General features: G+C 44.3%; 21 protein-coding genes and 1 tRNA gene. 13 read left to right on the plus strand and 9 right to left on the minus strand.

Features of this window, described 5'->3' with window-relative positions:
• Positions 1 to 120: 120 nt before the first annotated feature.
• On the minus strand, positions 121 to 1,341 hold the full coding sequence (arcA, locus tag FR741_RS02355; RefSeq protein WP_006742359.1) for an arginine deiminase: 1,221 nt from the start codon (positions 1,339 to 1,341) through the stop codon (positions 121 to 123).
• A gap of 583 nt (positions 1,342 to 1,924) precedes the next feature.
• Between arcA and rraB the strand changes: the two genes are divergently transcribed.
• Positions 1,925 to 2,338: a ribonuclease E inhibitor RraB gene (gene rraB, locus FR741_RS02360; protein ID WP_005381081.1), complete on the plus strand. Its 414-nt coding sequence runs from the start codon at positions 1,925 to 1,927 to the stop codon at positions 2,336 to 2,338.
• A 165-nt stretch (positions 2,339 to 2,503) separates the two neighbouring features.
• Positions 2,504 to 3,304: a glycosyl hydrolase 2 galactose-binding domain-containing protein gene (locus FR741_RS02365; RefSeq protein WP_046873612.1), complete on the plus strand. Its 801-nt coding sequence runs from the start codon at positions 2,504 to 2,506 to the stop codon at positions 3,302 to 3,304.
• 19 nt (positions 3,305 to 3,323) lie between these two features.
• Here the strand turns inward: FR741_RS02365 and FR741_RS02370 are convergent, their stop codons facing one another.
• The 5 genes from FR741_RS02370 to pepA form a co-directional block, all read right to left on the minus strand.
• A complete protein-coding gene (locus FR741_RS02370; protein WP_167426227.1) occupies positions 3,324 to 4,229 on the minus strand; it encodes a bifunctional helix-turn-helix transcriptional regulator/GNAT family N-acetyltransferase in 906 nt (301 codons plus the stop codon).
• A gap of 115 nt (positions 4,230 to 4,344) precedes the next feature.
• On the minus strand, positions 4,345 to 4,749 hold the full coding sequence (locus FR741_RS02375) for a DUF2061 domain-containing protein (protein ID WP_005397464.1): 405 nt from the start codon (positions 4,747 to 4,749) through the stop codon (positions 4,345 to 4,347).
• A gap of 202 nt (positions 4,750 to 4,951) precedes the next feature.
• Positions 4,952 to 7,810, minus strand: coding sequence for a valine--tRNA ligase (locus FR741_RS02380; protein ID WP_109170275.1), 2,859 nt, complete (start codon positions 7,808 to 7,810; stop codon positions 4,952 to 4,954).
• Positions 7,811 to 7,906: 96 nt separating this feature from the next.
• Positions 7,907 to 8,356, minus strand: coding sequence for a DNA polymerase III subunit chi (locus FR741_RS02385; protein WP_046873623.1), 450 nt, complete (start codon positions 8,354 to 8,356; stop codon positions 7,907 to 7,909).
• Positions 8,357 to 8,471: 115 nt separating this feature from the next.
• Entirely contained in the window at positions 8,472 to 9,980 is a 1,509-nt protein-coding gene (gene pepA / locus FR741_RS02390; RefSeq protein WP_005397459.1) for a leucyl aminopeptidase, read from the minus strand.
• Positions 9,981 to 10,180: 200 nt separating this feature from the next.
• Here pepA and lptF point away from each other — a divergent pair, with 200 nt between their 5' ends.
• The gene (gene lptF, locus FR741_RS02395) at positions 10,181 to 11,281 is read left to right on the plus strand and encodes an LPS export ABC transporter permease LptF (RefSeq protein ID WP_006742363.1); all 1,101 of its coding nucleotides are present in this window, start codon (positions 10,181 to 10,183) and stop codon (positions 11,279 to 11,281) included.
• A gap of 3 nt (positions 11,282 to 11,284) precedes the next feature.
• Complete coding sequence (lptG, locus tag FR741_RS02400) at positions 11,285 to 12,355, plus strand: LPS export ABC transporter permease LptG (protein WP_005397455.1); 1,071 nt, start codon at positions 11,285 to 11,287, stop codon at positions 12,353 to 12,355.
• An 87-nt stretch (positions 12,356 to 12,442) separates the two neighbouring features.
• Here the strand turns inward: lptG and FR741_RS02405 are convergent, their stop codons facing one another.
• The gene (locus tag FR741_RS02405; protein ID WP_005397453.1) at positions 12,443 to 12,922 is read right to left on the minus strand and encodes an RDD family protein; all 480 of its coding nucleotides are present in this window, start codon (positions 12,920 to 12,922) and stop codon (positions 12,443 to 12,445) included.
• 184 nt (positions 12,923 to 13,106) lie between these two features.
• Positions 13,107 to 14,375: a DUF2254 domain-containing protein gene (locus tag FR741_RS02410; protein WP_005397451.1), complete on the minus strand. Its 1,269-nt coding sequence runs from the start codon at positions 14,373 to 14,375 to the stop codon at positions 13,107 to 13,109.
• Between the two features lie 227 nt (positions 14,376 to 14,602).
• Between FR741_RS02410 and FR741_RS02415 the strand changes: the two genes are divergently transcribed.
• Both FR741_RS02415 and FR741_RS02420 read left to right on the plus strand, forming a co-directional pair.
• The gene (locus FR741_RS02415; protein ID WP_065646883.1) at positions 14,603 to 15,268 is read left to right on the plus strand and encodes an SDR family NAD(P)-dependent oxidoreductase; all 666 of its coding nucleotides are present in this window, start codon (positions 14,603 to 14,605) and stop codon (positions 15,266 to 15,268) included.
• Between the two features lie 190 nt (positions 15,269 to 15,458).
• Positions 15,459 to 15,543: transfer RNA gene (locus FR741_RS02420), tRNA-Leu, on the plus strand.
• 199 nt (positions 15,544 to 15,742) lie between these two features.
• On the opposite strand, the gene FR741_RS02425 is transcribed toward FR741_RS02420, so the two are convergent.
• Positions 15,743 to 17,026: a carbohydrate-binding protein gene (locus tag FR741_RS02425; RefSeq protein ID WP_167426228.1), complete on the minus strand. Its 1,284-nt coding sequence runs from the start codon at positions 17,024 to 17,026 to the stop codon at positions 15,743 to 15,745.
• 247 nt (positions 17,027 to 17,273) lie between these two features.
• Between FR741_RS02425 and FR741_RS02430 the strand changes: the two genes are divergently transcribed.
• The 7 genes from FR741_RS02430 (at position 17,274) to FR741_RS02460 (ending at position 23,959) form a co-directional block, all read left to right on the plus strand.
• Complete coding sequence (locus FR741_RS02430) at positions 17,274 to 17,579, plus strand: PTS sugar transporter subunit IIB (protein ID WP_167426229.1); 306 nt, start codon at positions 17,274 to 17,276, stop codon at positions 17,577 to 17,579.
• An 89-nt stretch (positions 17,580 to 17,668) separates the two neighbouring features.
• A complete protein-coding gene (locus tag FR741_RS02435; protein ID WP_005397441.1) occupies positions 17,669 to 19,003 on the plus strand; it encodes a PTS sugar transporter subunit IIC in 1,335 nt (444 codons plus the stop codon).
• A 51-nt stretch (positions 19,004 to 19,054) separates the two neighbouring features.
• A complete protein-coding gene (locus FR741_RS02440; RefSeq protein WP_031780628.1) occupies positions 19,055 to 19,366 on the plus strand; it encodes a PTS lactose/cellobiose transporter subunit IIA in 312 nt (103 codons plus the stop codon).
• Between the two features lie 10 nt (positions 19,367 to 19,376).
• On the plus strand, positions 19,377 to 20,699 hold the full coding sequence (locus FR741_RS02445; RefSeq protein ID WP_005397437.1) for a 6-phospho-beta-glucosidase: 1,323 nt from the start codon (positions 19,377 to 19,379) through the stop codon (positions 20,697 to 20,699).
• Positions 20,700 to 20,717: 18 nt separating this feature from the next.
• A complete protein-coding gene (chbG, locus tag FR741_RS02450) occupies positions 20,718 to 21,473 on the plus strand; it encodes a chitin disaccharide deacetylase (RefSeq protein ID WP_167426230.1) in 756 nt (251 codons plus the stop codon).
• 105 nt (positions 21,474 to 21,578) lie between these two features.
• The gene (locus FR741_RS02455) at positions 21,579 to 22,577 is read left to right on the plus strand and encodes a LacI family DNA-binding transcriptional regulator (protein WP_046873620.1); all 999 of its coding nucleotides are present in this window, start codon (positions 21,579 to 21,581) and stop codon (positions 22,575 to 22,577) included.
• 128 nt (positions 22,578 to 22,705) lie between these two features.
• Positions 22,706 to 23,959 (plus strand): HD-GYP domain-containing protein, encoded by a 1,254-nt coding sequence (locus tag FR741_RS02460; RefSeq protein WP_012841389.1) that lies wholly within the window; start codon positions 22,706 to 22,708, stop codon positions 23,957 to 23,959.
• Positions 23,960 to 23,973 lie beyond the last annotated feature (14 nt).

A 23,973-nucleotide genomic window follows, 5' to 3' on the forward strand; every position in this document is an offset into this window, starting at 1 on the left:
ATGCATTAAAACATATAAATGCTTTATTTGTGAATAATTATTTTTGCGTGAAACTAAAAAAGGTTGATGCACTCACATCAACCTTAGTTTTTATTCATTTAATGTAAAAGGACGAATTGGTTATATATCGTCTCGCTCTATCGGACAGCTCATGCAGCGGGCGCCACCACGGCCACGGCCAAGCTCGTTACCTGGGACTGTCAGTACTTTGATACCAGCTTTGTCGTATTTTTCGTTGGTGTATACATTGCGTTCGTAACCAATCACAACGCCCGGTTTTACGGTAAGAACGTTATTGGCGTCATTCCATTGTTCGCGCTCAGCTTCATAACTGTCACCACCAGTGGTGATGATTTTCAGCTGATCTAAGCCAAGAGCAGATTCAATCGCATGCAGGTAGTTATGAGATGCTTCAACATGCATTTCACCATTGCCTTTTGGTGTTAAGCGCCATGTGTCGAGATCTTTGCGCATGATCTCTGGGTAAACAGAGAACGTGTCCACATCCATATGGGTCATAACGGTGTCTAAATGCATGCATGAACGGTGTTTAGGCAGATCAATCGCAATCACTTCGGTTGCTTGTCCTGCCTTAAACAGGCTCGCTGCAAGGTTTTCTACACCTTGCGCGGTCGTGCGCTCAGACATACCGATCAGAACTGCACCTTTACCAATAACCAACACATCACCGCCTTCGACATTCGCATTATCATAATGCAGATCATCATCACCGAAGTATTTGATAAAGTCTTGGCCAGCAAAAATTGGGTGCCAACGATAAATCGCACGTAAGTGGTTTGTCTCACGTTGGCGTGCAGGCATCATCATTGGGTTGAGCGATACACCACCATAAACCCAGCATGAGGTATCACGCGTAAATAGGTGGTTAGGTAGTGGCTCAATAACAAAATCCAGCGGACGCTTCATTTTTGGCAGCATAGAAGATGAGGTGATCGGCAGCTCTGAGTAAGCTAAGCCACCTAAAAATATGCTGGCAAGGTGTTCATCATCCATTTCTGAAAAATATTGGCGTAGGTCTCGCGCAAAGGTTGGCCCGTAACGAAAGTCAGAAATCTGAGTATCTAGCAGCCACTGTTTTGCTTCTGGAACGGCGAGGGTTTCGACCAGTAAATCGTGGAGGAGAAGCACTTCTACATCTTGATCGCGTAGCGTGCGTGCGAACGCATCGTGCTCTTCACCTGCCGCTTCTACAGCAAGAACATCATCAAACAGTAATTCATGACAGTTTGATGGAGTTAAGTGGGTTAGGGCGCGCTCTGGGCGATTTAATAGAACTCGTCGAAGTTGACCAACTTCTGATCCAACGTACAGCTTGCTCATTTTGTATCCTTACAAATTTTCCAGCCGTTAGTTATGACAAGCTTCCTAGAAAGATGCAAATTACTACGCTTTGCCTATATTCTGATTTTTTATTGTTTTTTAGATTTTAGTTTTGTTTGTTTTGCTAATGAAGTTTTGGTTTGGGTTTAAATTCTATTTTGTGAAATGTGGAGAGCGTGCGTTTTTATTCTAATTTTCCCATTGAGAAAGAATACATGCACAGTGCATAAAACGTGCATTTTTATTCTCAATTATGCATTATTGAAGTAAATTTATTCGTTATGCTTCTTCGTTTTACACGTGAGTGTATTCAAGAAAGCGCCATAAACACGCACAGAAAGAGAAAATAACCGCATTAAGTGTCAGTTAGGATGTTCTGAATATTAAAAAATGCCATTTTTTGTTAATTTTTTGTTTCTTTGCATGGTCGGTTTAATATTTATATTCAAATAACCGATAAGAATCGCGGTAGTATGATGTTTGTTTGTGGCTTTTCATCGCAATCCATGCCATATTTCACCGGATCAGCATACTCAGTATCGGGTATAGTGTTTCTATCAAGTAACTAATCTGGAGCCAAAACATGTCTCACGAAGATGAATATCTATCAGTAGAAGAATTAATTGAGATTCAAAAGGAAGAGACTCGCGATATCATTGCAGCATTGCTAGAAGATGGCAGCGATCCAGATTCGCTATACGAAATCGAGCACCACCTGTTTGCAGAAGATTTTGACACGCTAGAAAAAGCGGTAGTTGAAGCATTCAAGATGGGCTTTGAAGTGCTTGAAGCGGAAGAAACTGAAGATGAAGATGGCAACAAGTTGCTTTGCTGTGACGCAACCATGGAATCAGCATTAGACGCAGAAGCCATTGATGCGCAAGTTGAAAAACTGATTCACTTGGCAGAAAAATACGACATCATCTATGACGGTTGGGGTACGTACTACGAAGGGGAAGATGCGCTTTACCCTGAAGAAGATGAAGACGACGAGTAATCAAAGCTCACCTCTTTTAGAAAAACCAGCGTTTAACGCTGGTTTTTTATACCTTGAAAATGGCATCCAACAACAGATGTATGTGGAGGTGATAAATAATTCACATTGAGTTTATAGGGGATTTCTCCCTATAATGCGTGAAAATTGATCTAGCGCAAGGTGTATATGCAACTCTCACTCGCCGGTTTATGGCAAGTCTCTCCACTGACGGACCTCTCGATTCCACAGGATGACATCACTTTTCCCGCCCCTTTAAGTCTGGTCCTGCCTGATGAATTGACGGAAGAAGCAATTCGTCAGCAAGAGTGGCACCTGATGCATGACATTGAAGTGGATGAGGCGATGATGGCATTTCCTGCAGTGGAAATGGTAATGGGTGGTGTTGATTACCATGCGGAGGTACGTTTGAACGGCGTGGCTGTGTTTGATTGTGATGGCTCGCAAAGTGTGTATAAGAAAGACATTCGCCCATACATGCAAATGGGGCGTAATCGTTTTGAGATATTGTTCCTAGAGGAAGAAGAAGATCTTTTATTCGATGAGGATAAGCCAGAGCTGTGCCCGCTTTCTGAACATCAATATAAGAAAAGTGATGAGCGACTGGGCGTGTGGCAAGAACCGTACTTGCAGTTTATTCGCAACGTGCGTTTAGATCGCGTGGCAACCGAGCAGATTTGGCACCATGGTGGCGGGTGTGAATTTAAGGTCGATTTGTATTACCAGACATTTGCGCCAGGACTAGTGTCAGCAGCGGTAAAGTTTAATGGCATGACTTACCATATTCCTATTGATGTCCGAGCGGAGCATGCGAGCGCTTTATTCCAGATTGAAGCGCCAAAGTATGCTGATCTTAATGACCCTGATCCAAATGATCTCTATCAGTTGTCTGTTGAATTGGATGGGCAACGCCAAAACTTCACTGTTGCATTGAGCCAGGAGCTTTGCGTTACCCACGTTGTGCTTTAACGTCTGATAATATTTTTTATTACAGTACCTTAAGCATTACGACTTCACATGCATCATGCCCTGTTTGTCCAAGCGGGGCATTGAGGTGCTCAAAGCCTAGCTTTTCATACAAGCCTACCGCCTCTCTTAGACATTCGGTTGTTTCTAAATAGCACTGCTGATACCCAAACTGTTTCGCCAGTTGTAAGCTCAATGCGACGATGCGTTTGGCTAAACCGTGTCCTCGTGTTTGAGGTAAGAAGTACATCTTTTGCAGCTCACACACATTTGGCTCACCAGCTAAAGGGGCAAAGCCACCGCCACCAACGATCTCTCCGCGATGTTCAATGACCCAATAGGCGGCGCCGCATTGATTGTAAACCGAATACATATCATCAAGCGTTGGATCGGCCACACCATAACCTTTGTCTGCGGTTAAGCCGTATTCAGCAGAGACTTTACGAATCACATCTGCGACTTGCGGGTTGTCTGCTTTAGTCAGAGGTCGAAGAACGTATTCCTCAGCCTGACACACTTTTGTTAGCCCTTTTAGGTAAGTCTCTAAACCAAGTTTGAGTTGTTCTTGCTCACAGTCATCAAGTTGTGTAAGTAACTGCTCAAAAAAGCTGTTTTGTTGTTGGTCTAGTTGCGCTAACGCCTGCTGTCCTTGAATTGTGAGTGCTACGAGTTGGCTTCGTTTATCTTTCGGGTTTTCGATGCTCTCAACCAAACCTAATTTAATCAAACCAGTAATGGTGCGGCTTGCATTGGACTTGTCGACACTAAGCTGCTGCGCCAGTTGGTTGATGGTCAATGGCTGCAATTGGATTTCACCTAACGCGTGCGCTTGTACTGGGGTAAGAGCGACATCGCCGCATTGTTTATCGAGCATACCAAGCAATCGGACGGCTTGACGGGAGTAGTGTCGGAGTTGACGAGCGTTCATTATCACTTACCTCTAAAAATAAAGTTGCGCACCGCAATTAAATTAATTGCGGTGCGCAACTTTGTCAATGATAAATGTCATTTGGCTCGTTAGGAGATGTAGTGAGCCTCCATGTTTAAGCGTGGTGATGTAAACAAAACTGCGGTGCTGGAGTTTTTGCTGATGATTTACGCATCCATACTTTCTCGTGGAAGTAGTAAGCCACCGTATTCAAACTCGGCTCTAGCATCGCCATTACGCCGCCGACAAATGCATCACCTGTTAGTAAGTAAACCACGGTAAAAGCGACGCTGAAGTGCACGGTCGCAAAGCTTGCGGTTTTTAATTTGGTCATCCACTGACGAGCTTTAAGTGCTGGGACTTTTGCCCATGCCTTTTCATGAAAGTAGAAGGCTACGGTGTTCACTGAAGGCTCAATCATGGCAATTAAACTACCAATTAAAATGTCGCCTGTGAGTACGTAAGCGACACTAAATGCGATAGTAAAATGCAGTGCTGCGAAAGTTAGTGTCTTTTTCATGATAATTACTCAATCGTGTTTGTTTCGATGAGTTTATTGTCGATAATAATTCTCATTAATGCTAATGGATGATGAGTATTGTTGCGATAGGGGAAAGCTATTGATGATAGTTTTTGGTGAAAGATATACAAAAAAGGTTGACCATGATGGCCAACCTTTGGATTCAAAGTGAGAAGTGTTAGTTCTTCTCTTTCACTGAGGCTTAAAGTGCAGCGATCGTTGTCTTCTGCTCTTCTAGCTTAGCTAGTGTCTCTTTGTAGCCTTCAAGCTTCTCACGCTCTTTAGCAACAACCGCTTCAGGTGCTTTCGCTACAAAGCCTTCGTTGCCCAGTTTGCCTTCGATACGCTTGATTTCGCCGTGCGTCTTCTTGATTTCGCCATCTAGACGAGCAAGCTCTGCATCTTTGTCGATCAAACCCGCCATTGGGATCATCAGCTCAGACTTGCCAACCAGTGCCGTTGCACACGCTGGGGTTTCTTCGCCAGCTTCAAGCACGCGTACTGCTTCTAGCTTCGCTAGAGACATCAATACTTGTTTGCTTGCTTCTAGACGAGAGGCGTCTTTCTCATTCGCTGCTTTCAGCATAACGTCTAGAGGCTTGCCTGGGTTGATGTCGTACTCAGCACGTAGGTTGCGGATGCTAGTGATGAACGCTTTCACCCACTCGATGTCGTCTAGCGCTTCTTGGTGGAAGTTCGCTTCGTCAAACTGAGGCAGAGTTTGTAGCATGATTGTCTCGCCCTCAACACCGTCAACTAGTGGCTTGATGCTTTGCCAGATAGTTTCTGTGATGTAAGGAATCACTGGGTGAGCCAGACGTAGCGTCTTCTCAAGTACCGTGATTAGTGTACGGCGAGTACCACGCTGTTGTGCTTCAGTTCCTTTCCATAGAACGGGTTTAGTTAGCTCTAGGTACCAGTCACAGAATTGGTTCCAGATGAATTCGTATAGCGTGTTCGCAGCCATATCTAGACGGAAGTTGTCGATATGGTTGTTGAACGCTTTCGCTGCGAGTTCAAACTGAGACTCGATCCACTTGTCTGCTAGAGAGTACTCGATCTCACCTTCACCAAAACCACAATCTTGCTCTTCTGTGTTCATCATTACGTAACGGCTTGCGTTCCATAGTTTGTTACAGAAGTTACGGTAACCCTCAAGACGCTTCATATCCCAGTTGATATCGCGACCTGTTGATGCCATCGCTGCAAGAGTGAAACGTAGTGCGTCTGTACCGTATGCTTCGATACCGTTTTCAAACGTCTTACGCGTGTTCTTCTCGATCTTCTTCGCTAGCTGAGGCTGCATCATGTTGCCACAACGCTTCTCTACTAGAGACTCTAGATCGATACCATCGATCATGTCGATTGGGTCAAGTACGTTACCTTTCGACTTCGACATCTTGTCGCCGTTTTCGTCACGGATTAGGCCGGTAACGTAAACTGTCTTAAATGGTACTTGTGGTTTGCCATTTTCGTCTTTCACGAAGTGCATGGTCATCATGATCATGCGCGCAACCCAGAAGAAGATGATGTCGAAACCAGTTACTAGAACGTCTGAAGGGTGGAATACTTTCAGATCGTCAGTTTGCTCTGGCCAACCTTGAGTACCGAACGTCCATAGCGCAGAAGAGAACCATGTATCCAGTACGTCTTCGTCTTGGTGCAGCTCAATTACTGACTCTAGGTTGTTGTTCTTGCGAACTTCTTCTTCAGTGCGACCTACGTAAACATTACCTTGGTTGTCGTACCAAGCTGGGATGCGGTGACCCCACCATAGCTGACGAGAGATACACCAGTCTTGAACGTCACGCATCCAAGAGAAGTACATGTTTTCGTATTGCTTAGGAACGAATTGGATGTCGCCGTTTTCTACTGCTTCAACTGCGGTTTTCGCTAGAGGCGCAGTACGTACGTACCATTGGTCAGTTAGCATTGGTTCGATAACCACGCCACCACGGTCGCCGTAAGGAACTTGTAGATCGTGATCTTTCACTTCTTCAAGTAGACCTAGCTCGTCGAATTCAGCAACGATAGCTTTACGAGCGGCAAAACGCTCCATACCGTGGTATTTAGCTGGTAGCTCAGTGCTGTAAGCGTCGCTTGCTTCGCCGTTAGTGTTGAATACTTCTGCTGCGTCGCGGATGTTCGCGTCGAAAGTCAGAATGTTGATCATTGGTAGCTGGTGGCGCTTACCAACTTCGTAGTCGTTGAAGTCGTGCGCAGGTGTGATTTTCACACAGCCAGTACCTTTTTCCATATCTGCGTGCTCATCGCCCACGATTGGGATGCGACGATCAACGATAGGAAGGATGATTTCTTTACCGATAAGATCTTTGTAACGTGGATCTTCTGGGTTAACTGCAACACCCGTATCGCCTAGCATGGTCTCTGGACGAGTCGTTGCAACAACGATGTAGTCTTTGCCGTCCGCTGTTTTAGCGCCATCTGCTAATGGGTAGCGGAAGTGCCACATGTTGCCTTTAGTATCTTTGTTCTCTACTTCTAGATCTGAAATCGCTGTGTGTAGCTTTGGATCCCAGTTAACTAGACGCTTACCGCGGTAGATTAGATCGTCTTCGTATAGACGTACGAACACTTCTTGAACGGCGTTAGATAGACCATCGTCCATCGTAAAGCGCTCACGGTCCCAGTCTACTGATGCGCCAAGACGACGAAGCTGTTTAGTGATAGTGCCACCAGATTCGCCTTTCCATTCCCAGATTTTGTCGATGAAAGCTTCACGACCGTAATCGTGTTTTGTTTTGCCTTCTTCTGCAGCGATCTTACGCTCAACAACCATCTGAGTTGCGATACCAGCGTGGTCAGTACCTACTTGCCAAAGGGTGTTTTTACCCTTCATACGTTCACAACGGATAAGCGTATCCATGATCGTATCTTGGAACGCGTGGCCCATGTGTAGGCTACCAGTGACGTTCGGTGGCGGGATCATGATGCTGTATGATTCTTTAGTAGTGTCACCGTGTGGCTTAAAGTAGCCTTTCTCTTCCCAAGTCTGATACAGAGCTTGTTCGATTGAAGTTGGGTTGTATGTCTTTTCCATAGCGCTCTTTTAATGGATACGTTGATGGTTGAATCTTAGTCAATCTTTATAAGTGAGGGATCTTAACAAGATCGCCTTAACTATAAGGATTGACCGTTAAGGATATTGAATTTCGATCGTTTGCAGCTGGTAACCTGCTTGACGGTAAATTTTATATCTTTCTCTTGCGAGTTGTTTAGCTTTTTCTTCGCAGGGCACGAAGTCTACCACTTGAGCAAACTTGTTCGCAAAGGTTGTCTCATTTTCCGCCAAATTAATTACCAATTGACGATTCCAAGACGGCTTTACACCGTTATGGCCGATCTCAATATTGGTGGCGTATTTCGGTCCCTCGCCTACGAGGTTATGTGCCATGAACTTGTCTGCATCAACTTGCCAAAAGGCTTCAGCGAGCTGCTCGGCGTGTGGTTTGTCTTGGCAGTTTAAATACACTTTAGCGCCTTGGCGGGCAAAGTGCTGCGCCAAAAACACAATGTACTCTTCAAAGCCAGCCACCGTTGCTTGCGGGCTCTCTTCGTTAATGATGTAGAAGGTTGCAGTTTGCATCATTCTCTCACTTGCCTTGGGTCTCTTCCTAAGACCATCTTAAGTCCCACTTTCATTTTAGAAAATTAGGATAATAAAAAAGGGCCTTGCGGCCCTTTTAGATTTTGTTCAGAAATTACTCTTCTGTCTCTTGGCCGCTGCGGTTCAAAAGGAATTGGACAAGCATTGAGACAGGACGGCCCGTTGAGCCTTTCGCTGCGCCTGATTTCCACGCAGTACCTGCGATATCGACGTGTGCCCAATTGTACTTTTTAGCAAACTTAGACAAGAAGCAACCCGCAGTGATAGTACCAGCAGGACGGCCACCAATGTTTGCCATATCCGCAAACGGGCTCTTTAACTGCTCGTGGTACTCATCTGCCATTGGTAGACGCCATGCACGGTCACTCGCTTGCTCTGAAGCGTTAACTAGCTCATGAGAAAGAGGATTGTGGTTAGAGATAACGCCACTGATGTGGTGGCCTAGTGCGATAACACAAGCACCAGTTAGGGTTGCAACGTCAACCACGCAGTCTGGTTCGAAACGCTCTACGTAAGTCAGTGCGTCACAAAGAACAAGACGACCTTCCGCATCCGTGTTCAGAACTTCTACAGTTTGACCAGACATGGTCGTTAGGATATCACCTGGACGGTAAGCGTTGCTGCCTGGCATGTTTTCACAGCCTGCTAGAACACCAATAACGTTAATTGGTAGGTTTAGCTTCGCTAGCGCTTTCATTGTACCGAATACCGATGCCGCACCACACATGTCGTACTTCATCTCATCCATACCTTCGCCCGGTTTTAGAGAGATACCGCCTGAATCGAAGGTTAGACCTTTACCTACTAGCACAATAGGTTTTGCATCTGAGTCAGGGTTACCTTTGTACTCGATGATAGACATCATAGATTCGTTTTTAGAACCACGACCTACTGCTAGGTAAGAGGTCATACCCAGTTTTTCCATCTCTTGCTCACCAATGATTTTGGTGGTTACGGTTTCGTAATCGTCCGCTAGACGACGAGCTTGAGAAGCAAGGTAAGCTGGATTAGCTACGTTTGGCGGCATGTTGCCAAGGTCTTTTGAAGCTTTGACACCTGATGCGATAGCTAGACCATGAGTGATTGCTTTTTCACCCAAGTTTAATTCACGACGCGTTGGTACGTTGAAAACAAGCTTGCGCAGTGGGCGGCGAGTTTCAGGTTTAACGCTCTTGAATTGATTAAATGTGTATAGACCATCTTTAGTCGCTTCTACAGCCTGGCGTACTTTCCAGTATGTATCGCGACCCTTAACATGCAGTTCAGTTAGGAAACATACCGCTTCCATTGAGCCTGTCTCGTTAAGTGTGCTGATCGTCTTTTGAATGATTTCCTTGTACTGGCGCTCGCCAAGTTCACGCTCTTTGCCGCAACCGACAAGTAAAACGCGCTCTGACAAAACACCTGGTACTTGATGCAGTAGCAGCATCTGACCAGGTTTACCCTCTAGATCACCACGGCGAAGTAGTGAACTGATGTAACCGTCACTGATTTTATCAAGTTGTTCGGCTACTGGAGAAAGGCGACGTGGTTCAAACACACCAACAACGATACATGCGCTACGTTGTTTCTCTGGACTGCCACTTTTTACACTGAACTCCATGCGTACTCCTACATCCTGAAGACAAATTGCTCTAAATGTTAGATAATGATCGCTTACTTGTTGAATTTTAGCTCCAGGCTTACATGCAGAGCTGATTAAGCGACTAACATCTAGTTTATAATTTTTAAAAAAATAAATGGTTCAACGGGAAACTATAGTGATTCGACCAAAAAAACAAGTTTTGTATAGGTAATTTCAGCGTGATTATTGTTAGATATTTGATCCGCGAAACACTCAAGAGCCAATTTGCGATTTTTTTCGTACTTTTTTTGGTGTTTGTAAGCCAGAAATTCATAAGTGTTCTTGCTGATGCTTCTGATGGGGATATTCCTGCTGGATTGATTTTCTCGATTGTTGGTTTGAATATGCCAGCAATGGGGTTGTTAATGCTGCCTTTGAGTCTGTATATCGGCATATTGATCACGTTTGGTCGCCTGTATGCAGAGAGCGAAATTGTCGTGATGAACGCGACAGGTATTGGTAACAAATTCCTGGTACAAGCGGCCTTGTACTTAGCACTGATTACTTCTGCTGTGGCGGCTTTTAATGCATTGTGGTTATCGCCGTGGTCTCAAGACCGTGTTGAGCAACTTTATGAACAAGTGGCGGCAGAAAACAGCGTTGACTTGCTAAAGAAAGGGCAATTCCAAGGCACGCCAGATGGTTCATCGGTTGTCTTCATTGATGACATTAAAGACAATACATTGAGCAACGTTTTTGTCGCGCAGATGCGCCCGAGAGATTCAGTATTGCCGAGTGTGATGTTCTCGTCCTCTGGTGAAGTAAAAGAACTGTCGGACGGCCGTCAGGTCATCACCATGAAAGAAGGCACGCGTTATGAAGGTGTGCCTACTCGCGTTGAATATATGATCACAAAATTCGATGAATACGAAGGCGTTATCGGCCAGCGTGAGGTCAAAAAGAAAGGGCGAGATTGGGAAGCGTACCCAACGGTTGATTTGATCGGACACCCAGACCCAGAAGCGCAAGCAGAGCTGCAATGGCGAATTTCGTTATTTGTGTGTATTCCACTCTTAACGATGCTGGTTATTCCTTTGTCGGCGGTGAATCCGCGTCAGGGACGATTTGCCAAAATGGGGCCCGCGATTCTTATTTATCTAGCGTATTTCCTGGCGATTAGTGCAACAAAATCTGCATTAGAAGATGGTGACATTCCGGCGGCAATCGGCATGTGGCCAATTAATGCGATGTTACTGATTGTCGCAATCATGGCCAATATGATGGACAGCGTTGCTGCTCGACGAATAAAAGACAAATTCCGTAAGAAGAGGCTCGCGTAAGCTGTGTTCAAAATCTTAGACCTTTACATCGGTAGAACCATCATCTCTACCACTGCCTTGGTTTTAGCGACGTTTGTTGGCTTATCGGGCATCATTAAATATGTAGAACAGCTACGTAAAGTAGGGCGAGGCGTGTATGACCTCACTCATGCGTTGTACTTTGTGTTGCTCAGTGTGCCGCGTGATATCGAAATGTTCTTCCCAATGGCAGCATTACTCGGTGCCCTTATTGGTTTGGGTATGTTGGCGTCAAGCTCTGAGCTGGTGGTGATGCAAGCTGCTGGTTTCTCAAAGTTGGATATCGGGTTATCCGTGCTCAAAACGGCGGTGCCACTTATGCTTATCGTTATGACGTTAGGGCAATGGGGCGCTCCAGAAGCACAAAAGATGGCTCGTGACCTACGATCCTTTGCGATATCTGGAGGTAGTATTGTCTCAGTTCGTTCTGGAGTTTGGGCTCGTGACGCAAACGACTTTATCTTTATAGGTAAAGTCGAAGACGACAAGCTTTATGCTTTAAATATGTGGCGTTTTGATGATGATAAGAATCTACAAAAGGTTATCTTTGCTGAAGAGGTCGACTATCAACAAGATAACAATTGGTTGATGCGAGACGTACAAATCACGGATATGAAAAATGAAAACGTGATTTCGAAGCAAGACATCGAACAGATGGAATGGCATACGTCATTGGCTCCAGATAAGCTAGCTGTGGTGACGGTAAAGCCTGAAGAGTTATCACTGAGCGGTTTGTATGATTACGTGACCTATCTGAAAGCATCAGAGCAAGATGCGTCTCGCTATGAATTGGCGTTTTGGCGTAAGTTGACACAGCCGCTTTCAATTGCCGTGATGATGTTGATGGCGCTATCTTTTGTTTTCGGTCCACTCAGAAGTGTGACCATGGGGGCAAGGGTATTGTCGGGCGTGGTTGCCGGGTTTACTTTTTATATATCCAGTGAGTTCTTTGGCCCATTAAGCTTGGTATATGGCATATCCCCAGTGTTTGGTGCATTGGCTCCGAGTCTGGTGTTCTTAGCCATTGCGATTGCGCTGCTGAGAAGAAAGCTGTAGCTGAAGTATCACCGAATAAACCATGTTTCATCGGACTAAATGTAAAAGGAAGGCATTATGCCTTCCTTTTTTGTATTCCCGGATAAGTTAGTTTGCTTTAGGCAACACAACAACCTCTGTTTTTGCCCAAATGTCGTGGAAACCACGTTTCTTGGGATCAATCGGCACAGTCAGGTTTGCCAAACCAAAGCCAGATGTTGCAATGCGAATCAGGGCTTGAGTGACTGTAATCGGCGCACCGTCTTTGGCATTGCGAACTCGAAGTTTCCAAGCGCGCATCCCAAGTGTTTGCCCTGCTCGCGTCCAGAAGAAGACAAAGAAGTATATCCACACAACCGCAAGATACAGTGTAAATAGAGGGCTTAATACAGGGTGCTTTCCGAGCATATCAGCGGCATCTGCGTACTCGCCATAGCTCAACAGCCCTGCTGCATTTAGTGCAAATACAACGGCCATAACAATACCTGCGGCCATCATTTCAATTGCGATAATAATCAATGTGTCGTAAATCAACGCTGCAAGTCGACGAAAGAGACCAGCAGGTGGAAGAGTTGTAGACGTTGTCATTATTCCATCACTTACCTTAAAAATTGTGCGTCAGAATATAGATTCCCTCACCAAGAGAAAAGAGACCTAACGCACAGAGTCTTTAATTATGCATAAACGAAGTGACTTTTCTGCTGTGTGTTATGAATATATACCATGATGTACAAGGCCTTTCGGTAACCTATTTCAACTGAATTTTACTTGCCTAACCATTAGCTTTTTGGTCTGTAACTAGATTAGACAGATGAGAGAGTTGGTGTTTCTCATCTTCGGTATAATGCTGGCTCAAGGAGAGCTCTAAAGCTTTTTCTGATAGCTTGGTTGCAGGTGATAAAAACAACTTGGGGTGCATACTAGAAAGAGCCAGCAAGGCTTTTTGTAGGCGAATCTGTATTTGGAGTTGCGCTGCACCATCGTGCGCGATTGGCAAAAAGACATCATCAAACAAATCCTGGCAGCTCAATGCGGGCACAAATAGCCTAGGGTATCGAGTTTTGGTAGGCGGCTCGCTGAGTAACTCTCCCCATAATGAAAGCGCTCGTACAGAACGCCCAAGAACATCAATCGCGGTACCGTTATCATTCACGGCGGGGGAGAGAGCTCGTGAGGCGATCTCCGCCATGACGACTAATCCAAAACGAGGATCTTGATCATAGGAACGCTCCGTTCGAATCGTGAAGGCCGCAGTTATTTCGTTTTCGTCTGGCAACGCTCCACAAACCCAAGCCAATGGTTGGCTCACATACACAAAACTTCCTGGTTGTCGTTCAAGATAGATGGTGCATTGGTTTGCTTCAGCAATACTATCGAGATGATGCATATCAACATGCTGTAAGTAGCCAATTTCTTGGCTGAAAATAGGCTTGCTTCCTCTGGGTTTATGTTCTGGATGGCTCCATGGGTGAGCGCCTAGCCAGCGTTCCCGACCACGTTTTCTTATCGCATCTAACAAAGCTTGTTCCACGTAGGAGGTAGTTTCACTGACTCTCCCTAGTACGGAAAGGTGCTGAATCCAACGTAGCAAGGTGAGTATGATCATCACGATCACGGCGATGGTAACGATGAATAGGTAAATTTGTGCTTGTTGATGATAGGCGCCAATGCCTAGCGCGATAATGCCTACCAAACTAAATAGAAAAGAGCCAAGAAAGGTCGCCAAAGCATTTTGTGTTGTGCTGTCTTCCATCAACAGTTTTGTCGCTCGCGGCGTTACCCCTGCACTAGCGGCACTGTACGCTGAGACCATTATATTGAGCGAGAATGTGGTCACCGCAAGCATGGAAGTCGCGAGGATATTTAATATGTTGTTAAGCAAATCCTTACTGACGTTGATTGCAGGAGGCAGAGTAATGAACTGGTTTAAAACAATGGATATTAGGGCGGTGGCGACAGCAAGTAAGGCATAAAGTGATGTGCGAACCCACAATTTGCGCGTCATTTGCTTCAGTAACCATTGCCATTTTGACCCAGTCATTCGCATGCTCCTATTCAGTTCTTACTCGAAAGTCGATAGAAAATTCAGAAAGTTATTCTTGCTTAAGCATAGGTTAAATCTTCCTCGTTCTACTTGGAATTTCATGCATCATGAGAGTAAGAAAGCCGCTTGCTTCAAAGAACGGTGTTCTTGAGGTGTGAATTACCAAGATTCTGTTACCTTAATTGATAGATACATTAAAAGTATGTGATAGAAAAGAGGTAGCCATGATTGTAATTACAGGTGCAAGTAGCGGTTTAGGGGCAGAGCTGGCAAAGCGTTATGATGCGGAAGACAAAGAGACGTATATCATAGGAAGAAACACAGAAAAACTATCCGCATTAGCTAAACAACTCTCTCATAACGTCGGATATCAAGCTTGCAACCTCTCACTGCATCAAGATGTGAAACACCTATTTGATGGGATGAAACAGCCGCCTGAAATGGTCATTCATAGTGCAGGAAGTGGTTATTTTGGCGAACTGGAAGAGCAGGAGCCGGAAGAGATTCAAAAACTGATTGATAATAACCTGAATTCCGCCATTCATGTATTAAGAGAGTTAGTAAAGCGTTACAAAGATCAACCGATAAAAGTGGTCATGGTTATGTCTACTGCTGCGCAACAGCCTAAAGCGCAAGAGTCTACGTATTGTGCTGTGAAGTGGGCTGTCAAAGGATTAATCGAGTCGGTTCGTTTGGAGTTAAAAGGAAAGCCAATGAAAATTATCGCGGTTTATCCTGGTGGAATGGATACGGAATTCTGGAAAACAAGCGGCAACACGATGGACACGAGTCACTTCATGCAAGCGGAAGATGCTGCCGAGATGCTCCATACAGCTTTGTCGAGCATCGGGAATGGTTATGTTTCTGATATTACAGTGAATAGAATTTAAAAAGAGTTACGTATACTCATTTCCACCTGGAACAGTAGTAGGAAATGGAGTGTACGTTTCTTATCAGTACGGCTTTGTCACACTTTGTGGCGAAATTATCAGCAAACGATAGTTATTTAAGGTATTTCTGCTTGCGCAGGTCAAAAGCTTCCGTATAATGCCAACCATCAAAGGGCAATAGCCCAAAGATGCCGGTGTGGTGAAATTGGTATACACGACGGATTCAAAATCCGTTGCCTTCGGGCGTGGCGGTTCAAGTCCGCCCACCGGTACCATAATTCATATGATAAAGCCTCGACGTAAGTCGGGGCTTTGTTGTATCTAGGGTTTGTGAATTCAAATCCAGCGTGGCGTCAGGAATGCCAGGCCCAGTCAGTCCACTCTTTACTGCTTTCCATTTTTACTTTTCTAAAAATAAAAAAGCGCGAGGTATTACCTCGCGCAAGCTACTACATGATAATAGTAGGGAACAGCTTATAGAGCTGTGAACAAGGTGTTCTGTGAGTCAGGTGTCCAATCGGCTTGAGAGACGTGTGGGACGTTGACGAGATAACGTTTGCCAGAGTACGTCACAACATCTCCCTCTTTATATGAAACATTCACTTCCCAATTTGTTGCCGGATCAGCATTGGTCCAAAGGCTAGAGGTTGGGGAAGGTGCCCAGTCCTGCTGTGCGTTATGGCTGGTCACTGCTTGGTAAACGGTGCCTAAATGTAGGACGTAGTCGCCAGCGTTGTAGCTATGACCAACTTGCCAGTTTGGTGTGTAGTTATCCATCGTATCGAATACATAGCCAGCTTGTTTTGCTAGTCGGATAAATTCCGCTAATTTAGGTAAATTCTTGGTTGCGCCCATTCCTCGCTTACCGTCTTCAAACAAAAACTCATGCGTTAGAATAATGACCTTGTCTGCGTGGAGTGGTGTACCACATGGAAACTCTTGTGCTTTTGAATTGATAGGGTTGATGGTGGTAGGAGCACAGTTGTTCAATGCTGCATCTACGTAACCTAGGAAAGGTTCTGCCTCTGTTAGACTGTTGGCTGGCATTGCTATCCCCCAGTTTTCAGGTGCCCAATCCACATCCCAACCATGTGTTTGATAGCCTTTATTAGCCAGAATGTTTTGTACCGCAATTGAGGCTTTCACACTGTTTGATGGGTCGTTGATATTACAAACGTAGCCTGGTTCCCAAGGTTTAAAGTCATCAGACGTTGCACACAACCCATCGGCTTTGAAGTCTTTAGTCACGCGCCAGCCGTTGGTGTAGGGCAGTCTTGCAAACTCTGTCGCCTTATAATTTGGGTAGCTTGTAATGTTAGGCAGATACTTTTCTAAAACAGATAAGTTTTCTGTAAACATTGAGGCATCGTAAACAGGATCTTGGTACGAGTTAAGCTGGTGGTCGCCGGTAGCATTACATTCTGCTGAGCTATTAGGTCCAAACTCATCAACGCAGTTATGAACCATATGATCGTAACTATGGTTCGCGACAATATGACCAGTGTCTAATGCGAGCTTTAAGGCTTCTAGCGAACGGTCTTCATTCTCATCACCAATTCCGTCTAAGTGCCAAGCATTAAAGTAAAACGTCGCTTTGATATCTTCTTGGTTAAGTACTTGAATAACGTCAATAGAAGCATTGATTGGTCCATCATCAAACGTTAGATAAATGGTGCCTTTAGAGTCGGTTTGAGCAAATGAGTATTGTGATAGTGCAGCACTTACAAGCGTTGCAATAGCCAATTTATTAAATTTCATTCTCTATTCCTTTTTAGAAATTAATAACGACGTTGTCAGTAGTAATATATTGATAATTTGAAACCTAATGTGGTGTCTTAATTTATTTCCTGACTTTTATCCTAGACCTAAATAATTACTAAAAAACAGGTCGTATTTTCTAAATTGGGATTGTGTTCACGAATAATGCAACCGGTTGCGCTTTTTTGTCTTGGTTATTTTTGCTACAGTTTTTGCAGGTTGAAATTTACACAACGGGAGTAAGGCTATGAAAAAGATCCTTTTATGCTGTAGCGCAGGGATGTCAACCAGTATGCTTGTTAAAAAAATGGAGCAAGCTGCTGAAAATAAAGGAATTGAGTGCAAAATTGATGCGATGTCAGTGAATGAATTTGAAGATGCAATTAAAGAGTACGATGTTTGTCTTCTCGGGCCTCAAGTACGTTTTCAGCTAGAAGAGCTAAGAAAAACGGCGCAAGAGCATGGTAAAAACATTGATGCGATTTCTCCTCAGCATTATGGAATGATGAAGGGAGAAGAAGTACTAGAGCAAGCATTAGAATTAATTAACTAAACCATAGTTTTAAATTTAAAAAAGATAACTGTACATCAAATATAAATATTTGATGCGGGATTCTTTTGCCTAAAATAAGGATGGATTCTATGAAGCTTTATGACGCAATTATAGGCGCAGTCGAAAAGCATATAGCCCCTATAGCAGCAAAAGTGGGGAATCAGCCCCATGTTCGAGCAATGAGAGACGGTTTTATAGTTGCAATGCCGTTTATTATTGTCGGTAGTTTCATTTTGATTTTTGCATTCCCACCATTTGCCGAAGACACGACCTTTACTTTTGGTCGAATTTGGCTCGATTTCGCCACCACACATTTTGATACCATAATGATGCCCTACAACATGTCGATGGGGATCATGACCATTTTTGTTTCGCTCGGCGTTGCTTATAGCTTAGCTAAGGCTTACAAGATGGATGGGATCACGAGTGCTGTATTGTCGCTGATGTCTTTTTTACTCATCGCGGCCCCTGCTAAAGATGGCGCGTTGTCTATGTCACACATGGGAGGAACCGGGATCTTCACCGCAGTGATGTGTGCATTCTTCTCGGTAGAGCTCTACCGTTTTATGAAAAAGCACAACATTACGATTCGCATGCCAGAGCAAGTTCCACCGGCGATTGCACGATCATTTGAAGTGCTGTTACCAGTCTTAGCGATATTCATTACCTTATACCCACTTAGCCTTTTCGTGCAAACCCAGTACGACATGCTGATTCCAGATGCGGTCATGGCAGTCTTTAAGCCTTTAATTAGTGCGTCTAACTCATTGCCTGCCATTATTGGCGCTCTATTGCTTTGCCAACTACTTTGGTTTGCGGGTATCCATGGTGCTGCAATTGTTGTGGGGCTGCTTTCTCCAATTTTCTTGACCAACATTGGTGCCAACATCGAAGCCTTTGTTGCAGGTGAACCGATTCCAAACGTATTTACTCAGCCTTTCTGGGATTTTTACATCTTTATCGGTGGCTCTGGTGCAACACTTGCTCTTGTTATGCTGATGTCATTTAGCCGTTCTGTTCACCTTAAGAGTATTGGTCGAATGAGTGCGGTGCCTGGCTTCTTCCAAATCAATGAACCTGTGATCTTCGGTAGCCCAGTTGTGATGAACCCGACTTTGTTTATCCCGTTCGTCTTCGCTCCAGTCATCAACGCTACGATTGCGTACTTTGCTGTGCATGTTGGCTTTGTGGGTATGGGTGTCGCTACAACGCCTTGGACAACACCAGCACTGATAGGTGCTTCGTGGGGTAGCGGTTGGACCTTTGCTCCAGTATTGCTCGTCATTGGTTTATTGATTCTTGATCTAATTATCTACTTTCCATTCTTCAAAATGTTTGAGAAGCAAATGTTGGAGCAAGAACTACCAACGACGAAAGAAACTAAAGATGAGGCGCAACCTTCAGGCGAAGGTGTTACTGCTTAACGGTGCTTAATGGGCCGTAATTGCCGCGGCCCGATTCTCGGAGAGAAAATGATGGAACAAGAATTGGTTGTAATGGAGATCATCTGCAATGCTGGCGAAGCTAGAAGTTTGAGCTACGAGGCATTGCGTTTATCTAGAGAACAAGATTTTGATGCGGCTGAGGAGAAGCTCTCTCAAGCAAGAGAGTGCATTAACAAAGCCCACTTAATTCAGACTCAGTTGATTGAGGAAGATCAGGGGGAAGGGAAAGTCCCGATGACGTTAGTGATGGTACATGCTCAAGATCACTTAATGACCACGATTTTGGCTCAAGAAATGGCTGTAGAAATCGTTGCACTGAACAAAAAAATCTCGAACAAATAAGGGGAGAAAAATGTCTAGAGAGGCGATCAAACTTGCCATTATTGGCGGTGGTAGTAGCTATACCCCTGAACTGGTTGAAGGGGTTATTAAGCGCTTAGAATATTTACCCGTTAAGAAGATTCATTTTGTGGACATTGAGTCAGGAGCTGAGAAGCTTGAGATTATCAAAGGTCTAGCGCAGCGAATGGTTGATAAAGCAGGTGCAAAGATTGAGATAAAAGCAGACTTTGATCGTCGTGCTGCGATAAAAGATGCGGACTTTGTGATGACGCAGTTCCGTGTGGGTGGCCTTGCTGCTCGTGCTAATGACGAGCGAATTCCAATTAAATACGACGTCATCGGCCAAGAAACAACAGGCCCTGGTGGGTTTGCTAAAGCACTGCGAACCATCCCGGTTATTCTTGATATATGTAAAGATATTGAAGAGTTGGCACCCAATGCATGGATGCTCAATTTCACCAACCCTGCGGGTTTGGTCTCTGAAGCCGTCAGTAAGTACACCAAAGTAAAGAGCATTGGTTTATGTAATGTGCCGGTTTCGATGGAAATGATGATCGCAGAAATGATGGAGTGCGAGCCAAAAGAGCTACAACTTGAGTTTGCCGGATTAAACCATCTCGTTTGGGTGCACAAAGCATGGCTCAATGGAGAAGATATTACTCAAACAGTATTAGAGAAAGTCGGTGATGGTGCTAACTTCAGCATGAAGAACATCTGGGAAGAACCGTGGGATCCAGCATTTCTAAAAGCGCTGGGGGCGATACCATGTCCTTACCATCGTTATTTCTATCAAACCGATGCTATGCTCGCTGAAGAGAAACAAAGCGCGGGTGAAAAGGGCACTCGTGCTGAGCAGGTAATGGAAACAGAAAATGCGCTATTCAAGCTCTATCAAGATCCTAATCTCGATCATAAGCCGAAAGAGTTAGAAGAGCGGGGTGGGGCTTATTATTCAGATGCATCACTAAACTTGGTTGATTCAATTTATAACAATCGTAATAGTATTCATGTTGTTAACGTCTTAAATAACGGAGCGATTAACGGCCTCCCCGACGATGCTGTGATTGAGTGTAGCGCGGTGATTGGTAGTTGGGGCGCGAAACCTCTTGCGGTTGGTGAGCTGTCAAACAATATCAAAGGATTACTCTATCAAGTCAAAGCATATGAACAGTTGACAATAGACGCTGCTGTTGAAGGTAATTATGACAAAGCGCTCATGGCATTAACCAACAACCCATTGGTGCCAGACATTGGTCGTGCCAAGTCAATTCTGGATGATATCCTAGCGGTGAACGCTCCGTATTTACCTCAATTTAAACTAACGACGTTGTAGTACTAAGGAAGGGCGCCAATGAAAGTCATTTTTAATGCTGATGATTTTGGTTTAACGAGAGGTGTAAATAACGGCATCGTAAAAGCTCATCAGCAAGGTGTTGTTCATTCAACCACCATGATGGTCGGTATGGATGCTGAGAAACATGCTTTAGAGTTGGCTCGCCATAATCCAGACTTGAGAATTGGCGTTCATCTTAGGTTTACAGCGGGAGTGCCTCTAACTGGGCACCCTAATTTGACCAACGGTCGAGCGCATTTTATCAAATACGACGAACTGTGGGGTAAGCAGGACTTCGAAACTCAGGTCATTTATGACGAAGCAAAAGCTCAGGTGGAACATTTTTTATCGCTTGGGTTAGAGCTAAGCCACTTAGATAGCCATCATCACGCGCATACTCACCCTCAAATTTTGCCCGTTATTAAAGAGGTAGCGAGTGAATACCGAGTGCCACTGCGGGGCACTGGCTTGTGTCAAGAATCGATGACAACAAGGTATGTCTTTAGTGACGAATTTTACGATCAAAAAGTAAGTTTAGATGGTTTGATGGCGCATTTATTGAGTCTAAAGACAGACTATGATTTGGTTGAGGTGATGTGCCACCCGGCAGAGGCCGATCAAGCGCTGATTTTAAAGAGTGGTTATGCGCTTCAGCGAGAGCTAGAGTTACAAGTTCTTACCTCTCCCATTTTAAAAGAACAGTTAGCTCAACATGGTATAGCTGTCACGGATTACTCTGAGCTCGTTTCTACCAATCAAATGGTCGGTGTATGATTAAAGGCTGCCAGCTTCGCCCCCTATGAGCACCTTACGAATTGCTGGCAGCCGTTCTACACAAACGGATATTTAATAACAATTGCAGTTGGACTCAATAGCATTATGGCAAGGATTAAAGATGTCGCCGAACTCGCCGGTGTAAATCGCTCTACCGTTTCTCGAATCATTAATGGGGAGGGGAAGTTTCGCGAAGAAACTCGAAAAAAAGTAGAGCAAGCTATGGCGCAACTGAATTATCGCCCGAGTGCGATTGCTCGTTCACTCGCAACCTCATCCAGTAATATGGTTGGCTTATTGGTGACTTACTATACGGGGGGCTTCTTTGGCGAGATGATGGAGCAGGTTCAGACTGAGCTGGATATTCATAAAAAGTTTCTGATTACCGCTCAAGGACATCATTCTGCAGAAGGTGAAAAGGAAGCCATTCAGCGTTTTAATGATCTGCGTTGTGATGGCTATGTCCTCCATAGTCGTTATTTGTCAGATGATGATTTACGTGAATTAGCAAAACAGCCAACGCCTTTCGTTCTTCTGGATCGCTATGTTGAAGGAATAGAAGAGCGTTGCGTTACTTTTAATCATCATCATGCAAGCCGTATTGCCGTCGAGCATCTTTTAGCTGGTGGTCATAGAAAAATCGCCTGTATTACCGGTCCATCCCAACGTCATAATAGTTTATTAAGAAAGCTTGGGTACGTTGATGCGATGAAGGACGCAGGTATCGATATTGACGAAAGCTGGTGTGAAGAAGGGAATTATGGTCGGCAAAGTGGTTATGATGCAATGGCTGCAATTTTACAACGACACCCTGAAGTTACTGCAGTCTTTTCTTGCAGTGAGGAAATGACGGTCGGTGCAATGCAGTACTTACACGAGCACAATATTTCAGTACCGGAGCAAATCTCTTTAACTAGCTTTGACAGTGTCGACCTTTGTGAAAGCCTTTATCCTACAGTGTCGGCAGTGCACTTTCCTATCAGTGATATGGCCCGTGTAGCGGTACAAACATTAATGGGATTAGTCAAAGATCAAGAAATAATAGATAAGCCAACGTTCGAGGCTCAGCTTAAAATACGCAAAGCAGATCGAACCTTAAAGTAGCTTGCTTTTGCTCATTAAATGAGTCATTAGAAATGACCATCTGATGTTTTGATACTTACTGATGAATTTATTCACAAAATTTACTAGTATTCTAACTCTCTTAGGCAACGTAAATCAGTAGTGAATAAGTGGCAGCCATTAAACTTACGGTCGATCGTATTCAACCCGGATTACATATCCGTCTTCCGCTAAAGTGGAACGATCACCCTTTTCTACTCAATAGTTTTAAGATTAAAGATCAAGAACAAGTCGAGATGATCCGTCACCTCGGTGTAAAGTTCGTTTACTTTAATCCAGAGCAAAGTGATGCCGCACCACTTCCAGTCGACCAGATACAAGCTGATAGAGTAACGAATGAAGCGTCGCTAGATCATGAAACTCAAAAACTTTGGCAAGAAAAACAAAACCGCATAGAAAAGTTAAGTGCGTATCGTCGACGCGTTATCCAGTGCGAAAAAGAGTTTGAGCGCTCTCTTGCGCGTATGCGCTCGGTCATGACGAAAATTCGTAATCGTCCAACAGCTGCCGTTGATGAAGCGAAGCTTCTTATTGAAGATATCGTCGAGAAGTTAATGTGTGATGATAATGTCACTCTACACCTGATGAACGGTAAAAATGAGTTTGAAGATATTTATTTCCATTCGTTGAACGTTGCTGTTATCGCCATGATGATTGGCCGTGCTAAGGGGTACTCAGCTGCGCAGTTGAAAGAGCTTTCATTCTCAGCGCTATTCCACGATATCGGGAAAATAAAAATTCCTACCGCAATATTAAGAAAGCAAGCACCGCTGACGGAACCAGAAACTAACTACTTAAAGTTGCACACCAAATATGGAGTAGACCTTGCGAGCCAAATAGAAGGTTTTCCCGAAGTTGCAAGAGTTGTGATTGCACAGCACCATGAACTAAGAGATGGGTCTGGCTATCCCAAAGGTCTGAAAGGAGATGAGATCAACGAGTTTGCTCAAATTATTGCTGTAGCTAACGCATTTGATAACTTGTGTCATACACCTATAGTCTCAGAGCAAAAAATTCCTTATACCGCACTCTCTCATTTATATAAGAACTGTAAACACCTATATAAAGAAGAAAACCTGAATATCCTGATTAAGTTTATGGGCGTGTTTCCTCCAGGAACTGTGGTTCAGCTTTCCAATAATATGGTGGGCTTGGTTATCTCAGTGAATGCATCGCATCTATTATTCCCAAATGTATTGGTTTACGACCCATCAGTGCCAAGGACGCAGGCGCCAATCATTGATCTTGCATCAAAGGATATAAAGATAGTTAACGCGATTCATCCGTCTAAATTGCCGGAGAAAATCAAAGAGTATCTTAATCCGCGTTCACGCATTTCTTACTTCTTCGATAGTGATGAGTAGTTATCCACAGATTT

Origin of the sequence: Vibrio diabolicus, from assembly GCF_011801455.1 — a bacterium.
GTDB lineage: Bacteria > Pseudomonadota > Gammaproteobacteria > Enterobacterales > Vibrionaceae > Vibrio > Vibrio diabolicus.

What these genes read in the sequence shown, in the direction of transcription:
- arcA (WP_006742359.1), bottom strand. Translation starts at nt 1,341, where the DNA reads ATGAGCAAGCTGTACGTTGGATCAGAAGTTGGTCAACTTCGACGAGTT.
- rraB (WP_005381081.1), top strand. Translation starts at nt 1,925, where the DNA reads ATGTCTCACGAAGATGAATATCTATCAGTAGAAGAATTAATTGAGATT.
- FR741_RS02365 (WP_046873612.1), top strand. Translation starts at nt 2,504, where the DNA reads ATGCAACTCTCACTCGCCGGTTTATGGCAAGTCTCTCCACTGACGGAC.
- FR741_RS02370 (WP_167426227.1), bottom strand. Translation starts at nt 4,229, where the DNA reads ATGAACGCTCGTCAACTCCGACACTACTCCCGTCAAGCCGTCCGATTG.
- FR741_RS02375 (WP_005397464.1), bottom strand. Translation starts at nt 4,749, where the DNA reads ATGAAAAAGACACTAACTTTCGCAGCACTGCATTTTACTATCGCATTT.
- FR741_RS02380 (WP_109170275.1), bottom strand. Translation starts at nt 7,810, where the DNA reads ATGGAAAAGACATACAACCCAACTTCAATCGAACAAGCTCTGTATCAG.
- FR741_RS02385 (WP_046873623.1), bottom strand. Translation starts at nt 8,356, where the DNA reads ATGCAAACTGCAACCTTCTACATCATTAACGAAGAGAGCCCGCAAGCA.
- pepA (WP_005397459.1), bottom strand. Translation starts at nt 9,980, where the DNA reads ATGGAGTTCAGTGTAAAAAGTGGCAGTCCAGAGAAACAACGTAGCGCA.
- FR741_RS02405 (WP_005397453.1), bottom strand. Translation starts at nt 12,922, where the DNA reads ATGACAACGTCTACAACTCTTCCACCTGCTGGTCTCTTTCGTCGACTT.
- FR741_RS02410 (WP_005397451.1), bottom strand. Translation starts at nt 14,375, where the DNA reads ATGACTGGGTCAAAATGGCAATGGTTACTGAAGCAAATGACGCGCAAA.
- FR741_RS02415 (WP_065646883.1), top strand. Translation starts at nt 14,603, where the DNA reads ATGATTGTAATTACAGGTGCAAGTAGCGGTTTAGGGGCAGAGCTGGCA.
- FR741_RS02425 (WP_167426228.1), bottom strand. Translation starts at nt 17,026, where the DNA reads ATGAAATTTAATAAATTGGCTATTGCAACGCTTGTAAGTGCTGCACTA.
- FR741_RS02430 (WP_167426229.1), top strand. Translation starts at nt 17,274, where the DNA reads ATGAAAAAGATCCTTTTATGCTGTAGCGCAGGGATGTCAACCAGTATG.
- FR741_RS02435 (WP_005397441.1), top strand. Translation starts at nt 17,669, where the DNA reads ATGAAGCTTTATGACGCAATTATAGGCGCAGTCGAAAAGCATATAGCC.
- FR741_RS02440 (WP_031780628.1), top strand. Translation starts at nt 19,055, where the DNA reads ATGGAACAAGAATTGGTTGTAATGGAGATCATCTGCAATGCTGGCGAA.
- FR741_RS02445 (WP_005397437.1), top strand. Translation starts at nt 19,377, where the DNA reads ATGTCTAGAGAGGCGATCAAACTTGCCATTATTGGCGGTGGTAGTAGC.
- chbG (WP_167426230.1), top strand. Translation starts at nt 20,718, where the DNA reads ATGAAAGTCATTTTTAATGCTGATGATTTTGGTTTAACGAGAGGTGTA.
- FR741_RS02455 (WP_046873620.1), top strand. Translation starts at nt 21,579, where the DNA reads ATGGCAAGGATTAAAGATGTCGCCGAACTCGCCGGTGTAAATCGCTCT.